12 protein-coding genes are annotated in these 13,783 nt (G+C 62.7%); 9 read left to right on the forward strand and 3 right to left on the reverse strand.

The annotated features are described in order from the left end of the window. Positions 1–58 precede the first annotated feature (58 nt). Positions 59–1,099 (reverse strand): low specificity L-threonine aldolase, encoded by a 1,041-nt coding sequence (locus HG549_RS01595; RefSeq protein ID WP_170027878.1) that lies wholly within the window; start codon positions 1,097–1,099, stop codon positions 59–61. A gap of 177 nt (positions 1,100–1,276) precedes the next feature. Continuing rightward, positions 1,277–1,945 carry a hypothetical protein gene (locus HG549_RS01600; protein WP_170027879.1) on the reverse strand — a complete coding sequence of 223 codons (669 nt, stop codon included), beginning with the start codon at positions 1,943–1,945 and terminating at the stop codon, positions 1,277–1,279. Between the two features lie 333 nt (positions 1,946–2,278). Here HG549_RS01600 and HG549_RS01605 point away from each other — a divergent pair, with 333 nt between their 5' ends. The 8 genes from HG549_RS01605 (at position 2,279) to HG549_RS01640 (ending at position 12,022) form a co-directional block, all read left to right on the forward strand. Then, positions 2,279–3,532: a serine hydroxymethyltransferase gene (locus HG549_RS01605; protein ID WP_170027880.1), complete on the forward strand. Its 1,254-nt coding sequence runs from the start codon at positions 2,279–2,281 to the stop codon at positions 3,530–3,532. Between the two features lie 15 nt (positions 3,533–3,547). Next, positions 3,548–4,798 carry a sarcosine oxidase subunit beta family protein gene (locus HG549_RS01610; protein ID WP_138219304.1) on the forward strand — a complete coding sequence of 417 codons (1,251 nt, stop codon included), beginning with the start codon at positions 3,548–3,550 and terminating at the stop codon, positions 4,796–4,798. A gap of 14 nt (positions 4,799–4,812) precedes the next feature. Continuing rightward, positions 4,813–5,148 carry a sarcosine oxidase subunit delta gene (locus HG549_RS01615; RefSeq protein ID WP_170027881.1) on the forward strand — a complete coding sequence of 112 codons (336 nt, stop codon included), beginning with the start codon at positions 4,813–4,815 and terminating at the stop codon, positions 5,146–5,148. After that, positions 5,145–8,162 carry a sarcosine oxidase subunit alpha gene (locus HG549_RS01620; protein ID WP_170027882.1) on the forward strand — a complete coding sequence of 1,006 codons (3,018 nt, stop codon included), beginning with the start codon at positions 5,145–5,147 and terminating at the stop codon, positions 8,160–8,162. Before HG549_RS01615 ends, HG549_RS01620 begins: the two co-directional genes overlap by 4 nt. Before the next feature lie 170 nt (positions 8,163–8,332). Further along, positions 8,333–8,965: a sarcosine oxidase subunit gamma gene (locus tag HG549_RS01625; protein ID WP_013970521.1), complete on the forward strand. Its 633-nt coding sequence runs from the start codon at positions 8,333–8,335 to the stop codon at positions 8,963–8,965. Positions 8,966–8,976: 11 nt separating this feature from the next. Next, the gene (gene purU, locus HG549_RS01630; RefSeq protein WP_170027883.1) at positions 8,977–9,834 is read left to right on the forward strand and encodes a formyltetrahydrofolate deformylase; all 858 of its coding nucleotides are present in this window, start codon (positions 8,977–8,979) and stop codon (positions 9,832–9,834) included. Between the two features lie 269 nt (positions 9,835–10,103). After that, positions 10,104–11,303, forward strand: a complete 1,200-nt coding sequence (fdhA, locus tag HG549_RS01635; protein ID WP_051095434.1) for a formaldehyde dehydrogenase, glutathione-independent — start codon at positions 10,104–10,106, stop codon at positions 11,301–11,303. A gap of 143 nt (positions 11,304–11,446) precedes the next feature. After that, the gene (locus HG549_RS01640; protein ID WP_170027884.1) at positions 11,447–12,022 is read left to right on the forward strand and encodes a DUF2780 domain-containing protein; all 576 of its coding nucleotides are present in this window, start codon (positions 11,447–11,449) and stop codon (positions 12,020–12,022) included. A gap of 114 nt (positions 12,023–12,136) precedes the next feature. Here the strand turns inward: HG549_RS01640 and HG549_RS01645 are convergent, their stop codons facing one another. Then, a complete protein-coding gene (locus tag HG549_RS01645; RefSeq protein WP_170027885.1) occupies positions 12,137–13,024 on the reverse strand; it encodes an acyltransferase in 888 nt (295 codons plus the stop codon). Positions 13,025–13,206: 182 nt separating this feature from the next. Here HG549_RS01645 and HG549_RS01650 point away from each other — a divergent pair, with 182 nt between their 5' ends. Then, positions 13,207–13,707 (forward strand): ATP-dependent zinc protease, encoded by a 501-nt coding sequence (locus HG549_RS01650; RefSeq protein ID WP_170027886.1) that lies wholly within the window; start codon positions 13,207–13,209, stop codon positions 13,705–13,707. Positions 13,708–13,783: the final 76 nt, after the last annotated feature.

Genomic DNA, 13,783 nt, shown 5'->3' on the forward strand with positions numbered 1-13,783 from the left:
ATAACGTACTGACTTATAGCCAGCGCGGCAGATGCACCGCGCTAAGCCAGGTATTCGGTCAGGCGCCAATGATGCTGCGGATATCCGCCGCCAGCTCGCGCACCCGCTCTTCCTCGGTATCCCACGAGCACATGAAGCGCGCCCCACCACTGCCAATGAAGGTGTAGAACCGCCAGCCTCTGCTACGCAGCGCTTCGATCGCATGCTCCGGCATCTGCAGGAACACCCCGTTGGCCTCCACCGGGAACATCAGCTCCACCCCAGGCAGGTCGCTGACCAGCGAGGCCAGCAACTGCGCGCAGCGGTTGGCATGCGCGCCATGACGCAGCCAGGCGCCGTCTTCCAGCAGGCCTACCCATGGCGCCGACAGGAAGCGCATCTTCGACGCCAGTTGCCCGGCCTGCTTGCAACGGTAATCGAAGTCCTCGGCCAGCTGACGGTTGAAGAACAGGATCGCTTCGCCCACCGCCATGCCGTTCTTGGTGCCGCCAAAGCACAGCACGTCGACGCCGGCCTTCCAGGTCAGCTCGGCCGGGCTGCAGCCCAGGAACGAGCAGGCGTTGGCAAAGCGCGCGCCGTCCATGTGCAGGTTCAGGCCCAGCTCCTTGCAGGTGGCGCTGATCGCCTTCAGTTCTTCGGGGCGATACACCGTGCCCACTTCGGTGGCCTGGGTAATGGTCACCACGCGTGGCTTGGGGTAGTGGATGTCCTGTCGCTTCAAGGCCACATCACGGATCGACTGTGGGGTCAGCTTGCCGTGGATGCTGGCTGCGGTCAGCAGCTTGGAGCCGTTGGAGAAGAACTCCGGCGCGCCGCATTCGTCGGTTTCGACGTGGGCGGTCTCGGAGCAGATCACGCTGTGGTAGCTCTGGCACAGCGAGGCCAGGGCCAGGGAGTTGGCAGCGGTACCGTTGAAGGCAAAGAACACTTCGCAATCGGTTTCGAACAGGTTGCGGAAGTATTCGGCGGCGCGCTCGGTCCATTGATCGTCGCCATAGGCGCGGTCGTGGCCGTGGTTGGCCTTTTCCATCGCGGCCCAGGCTTCGGGGCAGATGCCGGAATAGTTGTCGCTGGCGAATTGTTGGCTCTTGTCTGTCATGGCACTGTCCTGTGAACGACGCAGAACAGCACTGTAAACCATCGGATTGCAGGTTGCCTATACAACCGAAGGCCATGTGCCGCGAGATGACGCTTGGAGAGCAAGTTTGGCGCCATGCTACCCTGCTCGTCCCGTATCAGAACGAGATGGCGACACACTTGCCCTGCTGCGAAGGGGTCAAGGCAACCAGATCGGTGAGCCCTCGTCGCGAATGATGCTATTGAGCATTAGGCGGTGGGTAATTAAGCGGACATACCCTTCGTCTTCATGAATTTCAAAATCACCAGGTACTCCAAGTGGACCAGTACCGGGTTCGATGGGGTGTTCGAATACTCTATTTCCGCTAGTTTTAATCACAAATTTCTTGGTGCCATCTCGAAGGTGATAAAGGGTTCTGGAAAAGACGGTGTCTATGAACTGATCGAGGCGAAGGACAGTGTTTTTCGGTGCGTAGAGGGCAATGCTATGGACCTCGCCAGGTTCTACTTTTACTGAAGGAAGCTCTAAGGTTTGAAGTCGTGTTTCATTATTCGTGTTGTAAATGATTTTTTGGCGAATATGACGATACACCCCGTTTTCCACGATGATGTCGTAGAGGTCGCTGCTATTAATGGCGTGTTCACGGCTAACCGTGGCGGAGTAGAATATAGCGCCTACCAGGACCGTGATGATGGCTTGATTATCGCTGGTCAGTTGAATGAAGCGAATTTTTACTCTGGCTTCGGGGCCGTCGTGCGGGTAGAAACTGCCCATGCCGGCCTGCAGCAACTTTTCAGGATCTTCCGCTTTCTTTCGTTTGATAGGTTCTACTGGTTTTCCGCGTTTGGCCGATGCTGAAGTTTTCATGGTCTTGCTCCTTCAAAAGAATGGCATGAAGTTAGCGAATAGCGCCTGGCTGCGAAACTGGCATTTTTGATAGGTCTGTTCCACCTCCTGTGTGCCGGCCTTTCGTGGGGCAAGCTTGCCCCTGAAGAGAATTGATGCGCTTTTGCAGGAGCGCGCTTGCCCCACGCAAAGGCCGGTACAGGCCGGCACCTTGCCAGATGCCTCCAACCAATGTCGTAAACGCGCCATTGCAAGGCGTGCGCAGGCATCTGACCCGCCCCGGCCAGTCATAACATCGCCACAAAGGGCCACAGTGCCCCACGACAAAAAATGATCGCCGCCGGGAGATACACGATGTTCAGCAAGCAAGACCAGATCCAGGGTTACGATGATGCACTTCTGGCGGCGATGAATGCCGAAGAACAGCGCCAGGAAGACCACATCGAGCTGATCGCCTCGGAAAACTACACTTCCAAGCGCGTGATGCAGGCCCAAGGCAGCGGCCTGACCAACAAGTACGCCGAAGGCTACCCGGGCAAGCGCTACTACGGTGGCTGCGAGCATGTGGACAAAGTCGAGGCCCTGGCCATCGAGCGCGCCAAGCAGCTGTTCGGTGCCGACTACGCCAACGTCCAGCCGCACTCCGGCTCGTCGGCCAACGGCGCGGTCTACCTGGCCCTGCTGCAGCCGGGTGACACCATCCTCGGCATGAGCCTGGCCCACGGCGGCCACCTGACCCACGGCGCCAAGGTGTCGTCCTCGGGCAAGCTGTACAACGCCGTGCAGTACGGCATCGACACCAATACCGGCCTGATCGACTACGACGAAGTCGAGCGCCTGGCGGTCGAGCACAAGCCGAAAATGATCGTGGCCGGCTTCTCGGCCTACTCCAAGACCCTCGACTTCCCGCGCTTCCGCGCCATTGCCGACAAGGTCGGGGCGCTGCTGTTCGTCGACATGGCGCACGTTGCCGGCCTGGTTGCCGCCGGCCTGTACCCGAACCCGATCCCGTTCGCCGACGTGGTGACCACCACCACCCACAAGACCCTGCGCGGGCCACGTGGCGGCCTGATCCTGGCCAAGGCCAACGAAGAGATCGAGAAGAAGCTCAACGCCGCGGTATTCCCAGGCGCCCAGGGCGGCCCGCTGATGCACGTGATCGCCGCCAAGGCGGTGTGCTTCAAGGAAGCGCTGGAACCTGAGTTCAAGGCCTACCAGAAACAAGTGATCGAAAACGCCCAGGCCATGGCCCAGGTGTTCATCGAGCGTGGCTACGACGTGGTTTCCGGTGGCACCGACAACCACCTGTTCCTGGTCAGCCTGATTCGCCAGGGCCTCACCGGCAAAGACGCCGACGCCGCCCTGGGCCGTGCGCACATCACCGTCAACAAGAATGCCGTGCCGAACGACCCGCAGTCGCCGTTCGTCACCTCGGGCCTGCGCATCGGCACCCCGGCCGTCACCACCCGCGGCTTCAAGGTCGCGCAATGTGTCGCCCTGGCCGGCTGGATCTGCGACATCCTCGACAACCTCGGTGACGCAGACGTCGAAGCCGATGTGGCGAAGAACGTCGCGGCGCTGTGCGCAGATTTCCCTGTTTACCGCTGAGTGGAGCCACACACCATGCAACGTTACTCGGGCTTCGGCCTTTTCAAGCACTCCCTCAGCCACCACGAGAACTGGCAGCGCATGTGGCGCACGCCAACCCCTAAAAAGGTCTACGACGTGGTTATCGTCGGCGGTGGCGGGCATGGCCTGGCCACGGCCTACTACCTGGCCAAGGAACACGGCATCACCAACGTTGCCGTGATCGAGAAGGGCTACCTGGGCGGCGGCAACACCGCCCGTAACACCACAATCGTGCGTTCCAACTACCTGTGGGACGAGTCGGCGCACCTGTACGAGCACGCCATGAAGCTGTGGGAGGGCCTGTCCCAGGACCTCAACTACAACGTGATGTTCTCCCAGCGCGGCGTCTACAACCTGTGCCACACCCTGCAGGACATGCGTGACTCCGAGCGCCGCGTCTCCGCCAACCGCCTGAATGGCGTGGACGGCGAGCTGCTGAACACTGCCCAGGTCGCGGCCGAGATCCCGTACCTGGACTGCTCGAAGAACACCCGTTACCCGATCCTTGGCGCCACCGTACAGCGCCGTGGTGGCGTGGCCCGTCACGACGCCGTGGCCTGGGGCTTCGCCCGTGCTGCCGACGCCCTGGGCGTGGACCTGATCCAGCAGACCGAAGTGACCGGTTTCCGCAAGGAAAACGGCGCGGTCATCGGTGTGGAAACCAACAAAGGCTTCATCGGCGCCAAGCGTGTCGGCGTGGTCACCGCCGGTAACTCCGGGCACATGGCCAAGCTCGCCGGCTTCCGCCTGCCGCTGGAATCGCACCCGCTGCAGGCGCTGGTATCCGAGCCGATCAAGCCGATCATCGACAGCGTGATCATGTCCAACGCCGTACACGGCTACATCAGCCAGTCGGACAAGGGCGACCTGGTGATCGGTGCCGGCATCGACGGCTGGGTCGGCTACGGCCAGCGCGGTTCGTACCCGGTGATCGAGCACACCCTGCAGGCCATCGTCGAGATGTTCCCCAACCTCTCGCGCGTTCGCATGAACCGCCAGTGGGGCGGCATCGTCGATACCTCGCCGGACGCCTGCCCGATCATCACCAAGACCCCGGTCAAGAACCTGTTCTTCAACTGCGGTTGGGGTACCGGCGGCTTCAAGGCGACCCCGGGTTCGGGCAACGTCTTCGCCGCGAGCCTGGCCAAGGGCGAAATGCACCCACTGGCCGCGCCGTTCTCCATGGACCGTTTCTACAACGGCGCACTGATCGACGAACACGGCGCCGCCGCCGTCGCCCACTAACCGGAGACACCGTCATGTTGCATATTTTCTGTCCCCACTGCGGCGAGCTGCGCTCCGAAGAAGAGTTCCACGCCTCTGGCCAGGCGCACATCGCCCGCCCGCTGGACCCCAACGCCTGCTCCGACGAGGAGTGGGGTACCTACATGTTCTACCGTGACAACCCGCGCGGTATTCACCACGAACTGTGGGACCACGTTGCCGGCTGCCGCCAGTACTTCAACGTCACCCGTGACACCGTGACCTACGAAATTCTGGAAACCTACAAGATTGGCGAGAAGCCGCAAGTGACCGCCAACGGCAAGCAAAGCAGCGCACCGTCGACCGTCAAAGGCCAAGGGGAAAAAGTATGAGCCAGACCTATCGCCTCGCCAGCGGCGGCCGTATCGACCGCAGCAAGGTCCTTAACTTCAGCTTCAACGGCAAGACCTACCAGGGTTATGCCGGCGACACCCTGGCCGCCGCGTTGCTGGCCAACGGCGTCGACATCGTTGGCCGCAGCTTCAAGTACTCGCGCCCTCGCGGCATCATCGCCGCCGGTACCGAAGAGCCGAACGCCATCCTGCAGATCGGCTCCAGCGAAGCCACCCAGATCCCTAACGTGCGTGCTACCCAACAGGCACTGTACGCAGGCTTGGTCGCCACCAGCACCAACGGCTGGCCGAACGTCAACAACGACGTCATGGGCATCCTCGGCAAGGTCGGTGGCAGCATGATGCCGCCGGGCTTCTACTACAAAACCTTCATGTACCCGAAATCGTTCTGGATGACTTACGAGAAGTACATCCGCAAAGCCGCCGGCCTTGGCCGCGCGCCGCTGCAGAACGACCCGGACAGCTACGACTACATGAACCAGCACTGCGACGTGCTGATCGTCGGTGCCGGCCCTGCTGGCCTGGCTGCGGCCCTGGCCGCTGCGCGCAGCGGCGCCCGGGTGATCCTGGCTGACGAGCAGGAAGAGTTCGGCGGCAGCCTGCTCGACACCCGCGAAACCCTCGACGGCAAGCCTGCCACCGACTGGGTCAACGCCGTGGTCAAAGAGCTGGAAAGCCTGCCGGAAGTGACCCTGCTGCCTCGCGCCACGGTCAACGGCTACCACGACCATAACTTCCTGACCATCCACGAGCGCCTCACCGACCACCTCGGCGACCGTGCCCCGATCGGCCAGGTGCGCCACCGCGTGCACCGCGTCCGCGCCAAGCGCGTGGTGCTGGCCACCGGTGCCCACGAGCGCCCGCTGGTGTACGGCAACAACGACGTGCCGGGCAACATGCTGGCCGGTGCCGTTTCCACCTACGTGCGCCGTTACGGCGTGGCCCCGGGTCGCAAGCTGGTGCTGTCGACCAACAACGACCACGCCTACCGCGCCGCGCTGGACTGGCACGATGCCGGCCTGCAGGTGGTCGCCATCGCCGACGCCCGCCACAACCCGCGTGGTTCGCTGGTTGAAGAAGCACGTGCCAAGGGCATCCGCATTCTCACCTCCAGCGCGGTGATCGAGGCCAAGGGCAGCAAGCATGTCACTGGCGCCCGCGTGGCCGCCATCGACGTACAGGCGCACAAGGTCACCAGCCCTGGCGAAACCCTGGACTGCGACCTGATCGCCACCTCCGGCGGTTACAGCCCGGTCGTGCACCTGGCTTCGCACCTGGGCGGCCGCCCGATCTGGCGCGAAGACATCCTCGGCTTCGTACCGGGTGATGCGCCGCAGAAGCGCGAATGTGTCGGCGGTATCAATGGTGTCTACCCCCTGGGCGACGCAATTGCCGATGGTTTCGAAGGCGGCGTGCGCGCAGCCACCGAAGCCGGCTTCAAGGCCACTGTCGGCAGCCTGCCGAAAACCGTGGCGCGCAAGGAAGAGGCCACCGTGGCGCTGTTCCAGGTGCCGCACGACAAGGGCACTGCCCGTGCGCCCAAGCAGTTCGTCGACCAGCAGAACGACGTTACCGCGGCCGCCATCGAACTGGCCACCCGCGAAGGCTTCGAGTCGGTCGAGCACGTCAAACGCTACACCGCGCTGGGCTTCGGTACCGACCAGGGCAAGCTGGGCAACATCAACGGCCTGGCCATCGCCGCCCGTTCGATGGGCATCACCATCCCGGAAATGGGCACCACCATGTTCCGCCCCAACTACACGCCGGTAACCTTCGGCGCGGTAGCAGGCCGGCACTGTGGCCATCTGTTCGAGCCCGTGCGCTTCACTGCCCTGCATGCCTGGCACGTGAAGAACGGCGCCGAGTTCGAAGATGTCGGCCAGTGGAAACGCCCTTGGTACTTCCCCAAGGCCGGTGAAGACATCCATGCGGCCGTGGCCCGTGAATGCAAGGCCGTGCGCGACAGCGTGGGCCTGCTGGACGCCTCGACCCTGGGCAAGATCGACATCCAGGGCCCGGATGCGCGTGAGTTCCTCAACCGCATCTACACCAACGCCTGGACCAAGCTCGACGTGGGCAAGGCCCGTTACGGCCTGATGTGCAAGGAAGACGGCATGGTCTTCGACGACGGCGTGACCGCCTGCGTCGGCGACAACCACTTCATCATGACCACCACCACCGGCGGCGCTGCGCGCGTGCTGCAGTGGATGGAGCTGTACCACCAGACCGAATGGCCGGAGCTGAAGGTGTACTTCACCTCGGTCACCGACCACTGGGCGACCATGACCCTGTCCGGCCCCAACAGCCGCAAGCTGCTGAGCGAGCTGACCGACATCGACATGGACAAGGAAGCCTTCCCGTTCATGACCTGGAAGGAAGGCAACGTCGGCGGCGTGCCAGCCCGGGTGTTCCGTATCTCGTTCACCGGTGAGCTGTCGTACGAAGTCAACGTGCAGGCCAACTACGCCATGGGCGTGCTGGAGCAGATCATCGAGGCGGGCAAGAAGTACAACCTGACCCCGTATGGCACCGAGACCATGCACGTGCTGCGTGCCGAGAAGGGCTTCATCATCGTTGGCCAGGACACCGACGGCTCGATGACCCCGGACGACCTGAACATGAGCTGGTGCGTGGGCCGCAACAAGCCGTACTCGTGGATCGGCCTGCGTGGCATGAACCGCGAAGACTGCGTGCGCGAGAACCGCAAGCAGCTGGTGGGCCTGAAGCCGGTCGACCCGACCAAGTGGCTGCCGGAAGGTGCCCAGCTGGTGTTCGATCCGAAGCAACCGATCCCGATGGACATGGTCGGCCACGTCACCTCCAGCTATGCAGCCAACTCGCTGGGCTATTCGTTCGCCATGGGTGTGGTCAAGGGCGGCCTCAAGCGCATGGGCGAGCGTGTGTACTCGCCGCAGGCGGATGGCAGCGTGATCGAGGCGGAGATCGTGTCTTCGGTGTTCTTCGATCCGAAGGGTGAGCGGCAGAACGTCTAAGGCCCCGGTACCAACTGATGCCCAGCTTGGAATGAGGTCTCTGTGGGAGCGGGCGTGCCCGCGAAGAAGGCGGTGAATCCACCATCGCATTCGCGGGCATGCCCGCTCCCACAGGATGACCGTCTCCCCCAGGCATCGTGGTCGAATCCAGAATTCAAGGCAGGTAAGAAATGAGCGCTATCAACGTCTTCCAGCAAAACCCCGGCGCCGAGGCCAAGGCCCAGTCGCCACTGCACCACGCCGACCTGGCCAGCCTGGTTGGCAAAGGCCGCAAGAACGCAGGCGTGACCCTGCGTGAACGCAAGTTCCTCGGCCACCTGACCATTCGTGGCGATGGCCACGACCCGGAGTTCGCCGCCGGCGTGCACAAGGCCCTGGGCCTGGAGCTGCCAGTGGCGCTGACAGTGGTCGCCAACAATGAAATGTCGCTGCAATGGATGGGCCCTGACGAGTGGTTGCTGATCGTTCCCGGCGGCCAGGAGTTTGCCGTCGAGCAAAAGCTGCGCGCCGCCCTCGAAGGCCAGCACATCCAGGTGGTCAACGTCAGCGGTGGGCAGAGCCTGCTGGAACTGCGCGGCCCGAACGTGCGCGAAGTGCTGATGAAGTCCACCAGCTATGATGTTCATCCGAACAACTTCCCGGTGGGCAAGGCTGTCGGTACCGTGTTCGCCAAGTCGCAACTGGTGATCCGCCGCACCGCCGAAGACACCTGGGAGCTGGTGATTCGCCGCAGCTTCGCCGACTACTGGTGGCTGTGGCTGCAGGACGCTTCGGCCGAGTACGGCCTGAGCATCGAAGCTTAAGGAGAGCGAACATGAGTCGGGCACCGGATACCTGGATTCTCACCGCCGACTGCCCGAGCATGCTCGGTACCGTCGACGTGGTGACGCGTTACCTCTTCGAGCAGCGCTGCTACGTGACGGAGCACCACTCCTTCGATGACCGGCTGTCGGGGCGTTTCTTCATTCGCGTGGAGTTTCGCCAGCCGGACGATTTCGACGAGGCAGGCTTTCGCGCCGGCCTTGCCGAGCGCAGCGAAGCGTTCGGCATGGCCTTCGAGCTGACCGCACCCAACCACCGCCCGAAGGTGGTGATCATGGTGTCGAAAGCCGACCACTGCCTCAATGATCTGCTGTACCGCCAGCGCATCGGCCAGCTGGCCATGGACGTGGTCGCAGTGGTGTCCAACCACCCTGACCTCGAGCCCCTGGCACAGTGGCACAAGATTCCTTACTACCACTTTGCCCTCGACCCCAAGGACAAGCCTGCGCAAGAGCGCAAGGTGGTCCAGGTGATCGAGGAAACCGGCGCGGAGCTGGTGGTGCTTGCCCGTTACATGCAGGTGCTGTCGCCGGAGCTGTGCCGCCGCCTGGATGGCTGGGCGATCAACATCCACCACTCGCTGTTGCCCGGCTTCAAAGGCGCCAAGCCTTACCACCAGGCCTACAACAAGGGGGTGAAGATGGTTGGCGCCACGGCGCACTACATCAACAACGACCTGGACGAAGGGCCGATCATCGCCCAGGGCGTGGAGGTGGTGGACCACAGCCATTATCCGGAAGACCTGATTGCCAAGGGGCGCGACATCGAATGCCTGACCCTGGCGCGGGCGGTGGGCTACCACATCGAGCGGCGAGTGTTCCTCAACGCCAACCGGACGGTCGTGCTCTAACAACCTGCACCGGCCATTCGCGGGCAAGCCCGCTTCCACAGGTTATATGCGGCCTTCACAGCTGGCATTCTTCCTGTGGGAGCGGGCTTGCCCGCGAATGGACCAACACAATTTCCCCTGCCGTTAAATGGCATCTCCCTGTCGCTTCCAGTCAGTGCAAATCGCCGTATCAGGCCCACAATTCCCTGCATTCCAGAAACACATGCCGCCCACGGATGGCGGCGCGTTCAACCACCGCTGCATAAATACAAATCAAGCGAGGTAAGAGCATGTCTGGCAATCGTGGAGTGGTATATCTCGGCGCCGGCAAGGTCGAGGTGCAGAAGATCGACTACCCGAAAATGCAGGACCCACGCGGCAACAAGATCGAGCACGGCGTGATCCTGAAGGTGGTCTCCACCAACATCTGCGGCTCCGACCAGCACATGGTCCGCGGTCGCACCACTGCCCAGGTCGGCCTGGTCCTGGGCCACGAAATCACCGGTGAAATCGTCGAGATGGGGCGTGATGTCGAACGCCTGAAAATCGGTGACCTGGTATCGGTACCGTTCAACGTTGCCTGCGGCCGCTGCCGCTCCTGCAAGGAAATGCACACCGGTGTCTGCCTCACCGTCAACCCGGCCCGCGCCGGTGGTGCCTACGGCTACGTCGACATGGGCGACTGGACCGGTGGCCAGGCCGAATACGTGCTGGTGCCGTACGCCGACTTCAACCTGCTGAAGCTGCCGGATCGCGACAAGGCCATGGAGAAGATCCGTGACCTGACCTGCCTGTCCGACATCCTGCCGACCGGCTACCACGGCGCTGTCACCGCTGGTGTAGGCCCAGGCAGCACCGTGTATGTTGCCGGTGCCGGCCCGGTCGGCCTGGCCGCTGCCGCCTCGGCGCGCCTGCTCGGCGCGGCCTGTGTCATCGTCGGTGACCTCAACCCGGCCCGCCTGGCCCACGCCAAGTCGCAGGGCTTCGAAGTGGTCGACCTGTCCAAGGACACCCCGCTGCACGAGCAGATCGTCGACATTCTCGGCGAGCCGGAAGTGGACTGCGCCGTCGACGCCGTTGGCTTCGAGGCTCGCGGCCACGGCCACGAAGGGGCCAAGCATGAAGCGCCGGCCACCGTGCTGAACTCGCTGATGCAGGTGACCCGTGTTGCCGGCAACATCGGTATCCCGGGCCTGTACGTGACCGAAGACCCGGGTGCGGTGGATGCCGCGGCCAAGATCGGCGCGCTGAGCATCCGCTTTGGCCTGGGTTGGGCGAAGTCGCACAGCTTCCACACCGGCCAGACCCCGACCATGAAGTACAACCGCCAGCTGATGCAGGCGATCATGTGGGACCGTATCAACATTGCCGAAGTGGTAGGCGTGCAGGTCATCAACCTCGACCAGGCACCGGAAGGCTATGGCGAGTTCGATGCTGGCGTGCCGAAGAAATTCGTCATCGACCCGCACAAGATGTGGGGCGCAGCTTAACCTGATGGAGCAACGCCCCCGCCCGGGGGGCGTTGTGTTTCGAGTGAGCCCAAGCGGGCCGATCACCGGCCTGGAACAAACTTGTCTGGCTCCAGTCCAATGCCTCGTTTCCCCGGCCATCCCGGCCGACGAGGTCCCTCCCGATGAAAGCATTCACGCTGGCTACCCTGATGACCCTGGCCGCAAGCCCGGTGTTCGCCTACAACCTCAGCGATGCGGCCAATGCCGTGGCCGCCATGCAACAACAGGGCCAGCAAGGCCAGGTACAGGCACCGGCGGCGCAGGCCAACCTGCTCAACATCCTGGGCAGTCAGCTGAACATCACCCCGGAACAGGCGGTGGGTGGCGCAGGGGCCATGCTGGGGCTGGCGCGCAACAACCTCAGCAGCGACGACTACGGCCAGCTGACCAAGGCCGTGCCTGGCCTCGACCTGCTGTCGGGTGCCAATCTCCTGGGGGGGCTGAGTGGGTTGGGGCAGTTGCTGGGCAATGACAAGGATAGCCAGTCGGCCTTGGACAAGGCGCTGGGCAACGATGTGCAGAACCGCACCGACCTGGACGCTGCATTCAAGGCGTTGGGCATGGATACCGGCATGATCGGCCAGTTCGCCCCGCTGCTGCTCCAGTACCTTGGGCAACAGGGTATTGCCGGGTCGTTGCTGCAGAATCTGGGCAGCTTGTGGACCAGCCCGGCGCCATTGACCCGACCTTCGGTCTGACGATCCTGTCGTACCCATGCTGGCGCCAAGGCCGGGTCCCACAGGGCTTTTACAGCATTCAAGCCTGACGCTGTACTTGTGGAGCTGGCCTGCCGGTGATGAGGCCAGTACAGGTCAGCCCAGTTCGGCCCGAAGCTGCTCGATCCGCTGGTCCTTCTCTATCCACAACTGGTTCACCCAGGCCTGCACGGTCTGGCGGAATTCAGCATCGTTCTCGTAGTCGCCAGCCCACAGCGCCGGGTCCAGTTCACGCACACGAATGTCGATAATCACCCGGCTGATGCTGCCATTGAGCAAATCCCAGAACCCTGGCGCCGAGTTGCCGGGGTAGACGATGGTCACGTCCAGCAACGCATCCAGTTGCTCGCCCAGCGCTGCCAACACAAAGGCCACGCCGCCGGCCTTGGGCTTGAGCAGGTGGCGATACGGCGACTGCTGCTCCAGGCGCTTGGCCTCGCTGAAGCGGGTGCCCTCGAGGTAGTTGACCACGGTCACCGGTTGGCGCTTGAACAGCTCGCAGGCCGCCTTGGTGATTTCCAGGTCCTTGCCCTTGAGTTCCGGGTGCTTTTGCAGAAACGCCTTGCTGTAGCGCTTCATGAACGGATAGTCCAGGCCCCACCAGGCCAGGCCCAGCAGCGGCACCCAGATCAGTTCCTTCTTGAGGAAGAACTTGAAGAAAGGAGTGCGGCGATTGAGGCTTTCGATCAGCGCCGGGATGTCGACCCAGGTCTGGTGGTTGCTGACCGCCAGGTAGGAAGTGTCCCTGCGCAGGTTCTCTACACCGCGTATATCCCACTGGGTAGGAATGCACAGGGCGAAAATGGCCTTGTCGATCTCCGACCAGGTTTCAGCCACCCACATTACCGCCCACGAGGCATAGTCACGCCCGCGGCCTGGCAGCACCAGCTTGAGCAGGGCGAAGACCAGCAGTGGGCCGATCAACACCAGGGTGTTGAGCAGCAGCAGGGTGGTGGTGAGGATGCCGGTCAGCAGGCGACGCATAAGGAGACTCTTGTTGTGGGATGAAAACGGTTGGCAATCATAAGCAGGGCCGTGGCCTACGCCAAATTTCCACTGCCCGGCGGTGGGGACAAATGTTTCACATTATGTTGGTTAGGCTTGTGACAGCGAACCTATCCTGCCAGTGCAGTCTAAGCACTGACACTTCTCAAGGAAGCCTGCCTGTGAAATATCTCTTTGCCATGTTGTCGCTGTTGGCCCTGCCAGTAATGGCTGCCGAGCCTACCCTTTACGGTCGTTACGAAAACATTGCCCTGCCCGAACTGGGCGAAACCCTGAAAGCCAAGATGGACACCGGTGCCTTCACCGCGTCGCTGTCGGCCAAGGACATCGAACTGTTCACCCGTGATGGCGACGAGTGGGTGCGCTTCCGCCTGGCGACCAAGGACTCGGACGGCAAGGTGTACGAGCACAAGGTCTCGCGCATCAGCAAGATCAAGGGGCGTGCCGACGAGGAAGACGAAGGCGACGGGCCGGAAATCTCCAAGCGCCCGGTGGTCGACCTGGAGCTGTGCCTGGGTGACGTGAAGCGTACCGTGGAAGTGAACCTGGTCGACCGCAGCAGCTTCAACTACCCGCTGCTGGTGGGTTCCAAGGCGCTGCGCGAATTCAAGGCTGCGGTCAACCCGGCGAAGAAGTTCACCGCTGGCAAGCCTGACTGCTGATGCTGTGCTGGCCTCATCGCGGATGAATCCGCTCCTACAAATTCGTGTAGGAGCGGATTCATCCGCGATTGGTCTG

It is taken from the genome of Pseudomonas sp. SK (assembly GCF_012975065.1).
GTDB classification, from domain to species: Bacteria; Pseudomonadota; Gammaproteobacteria; order Pseudomonadales; family Pseudomonadaceae; genus Aquipseudomonas; species Aquipseudomonas anuradhapurensis.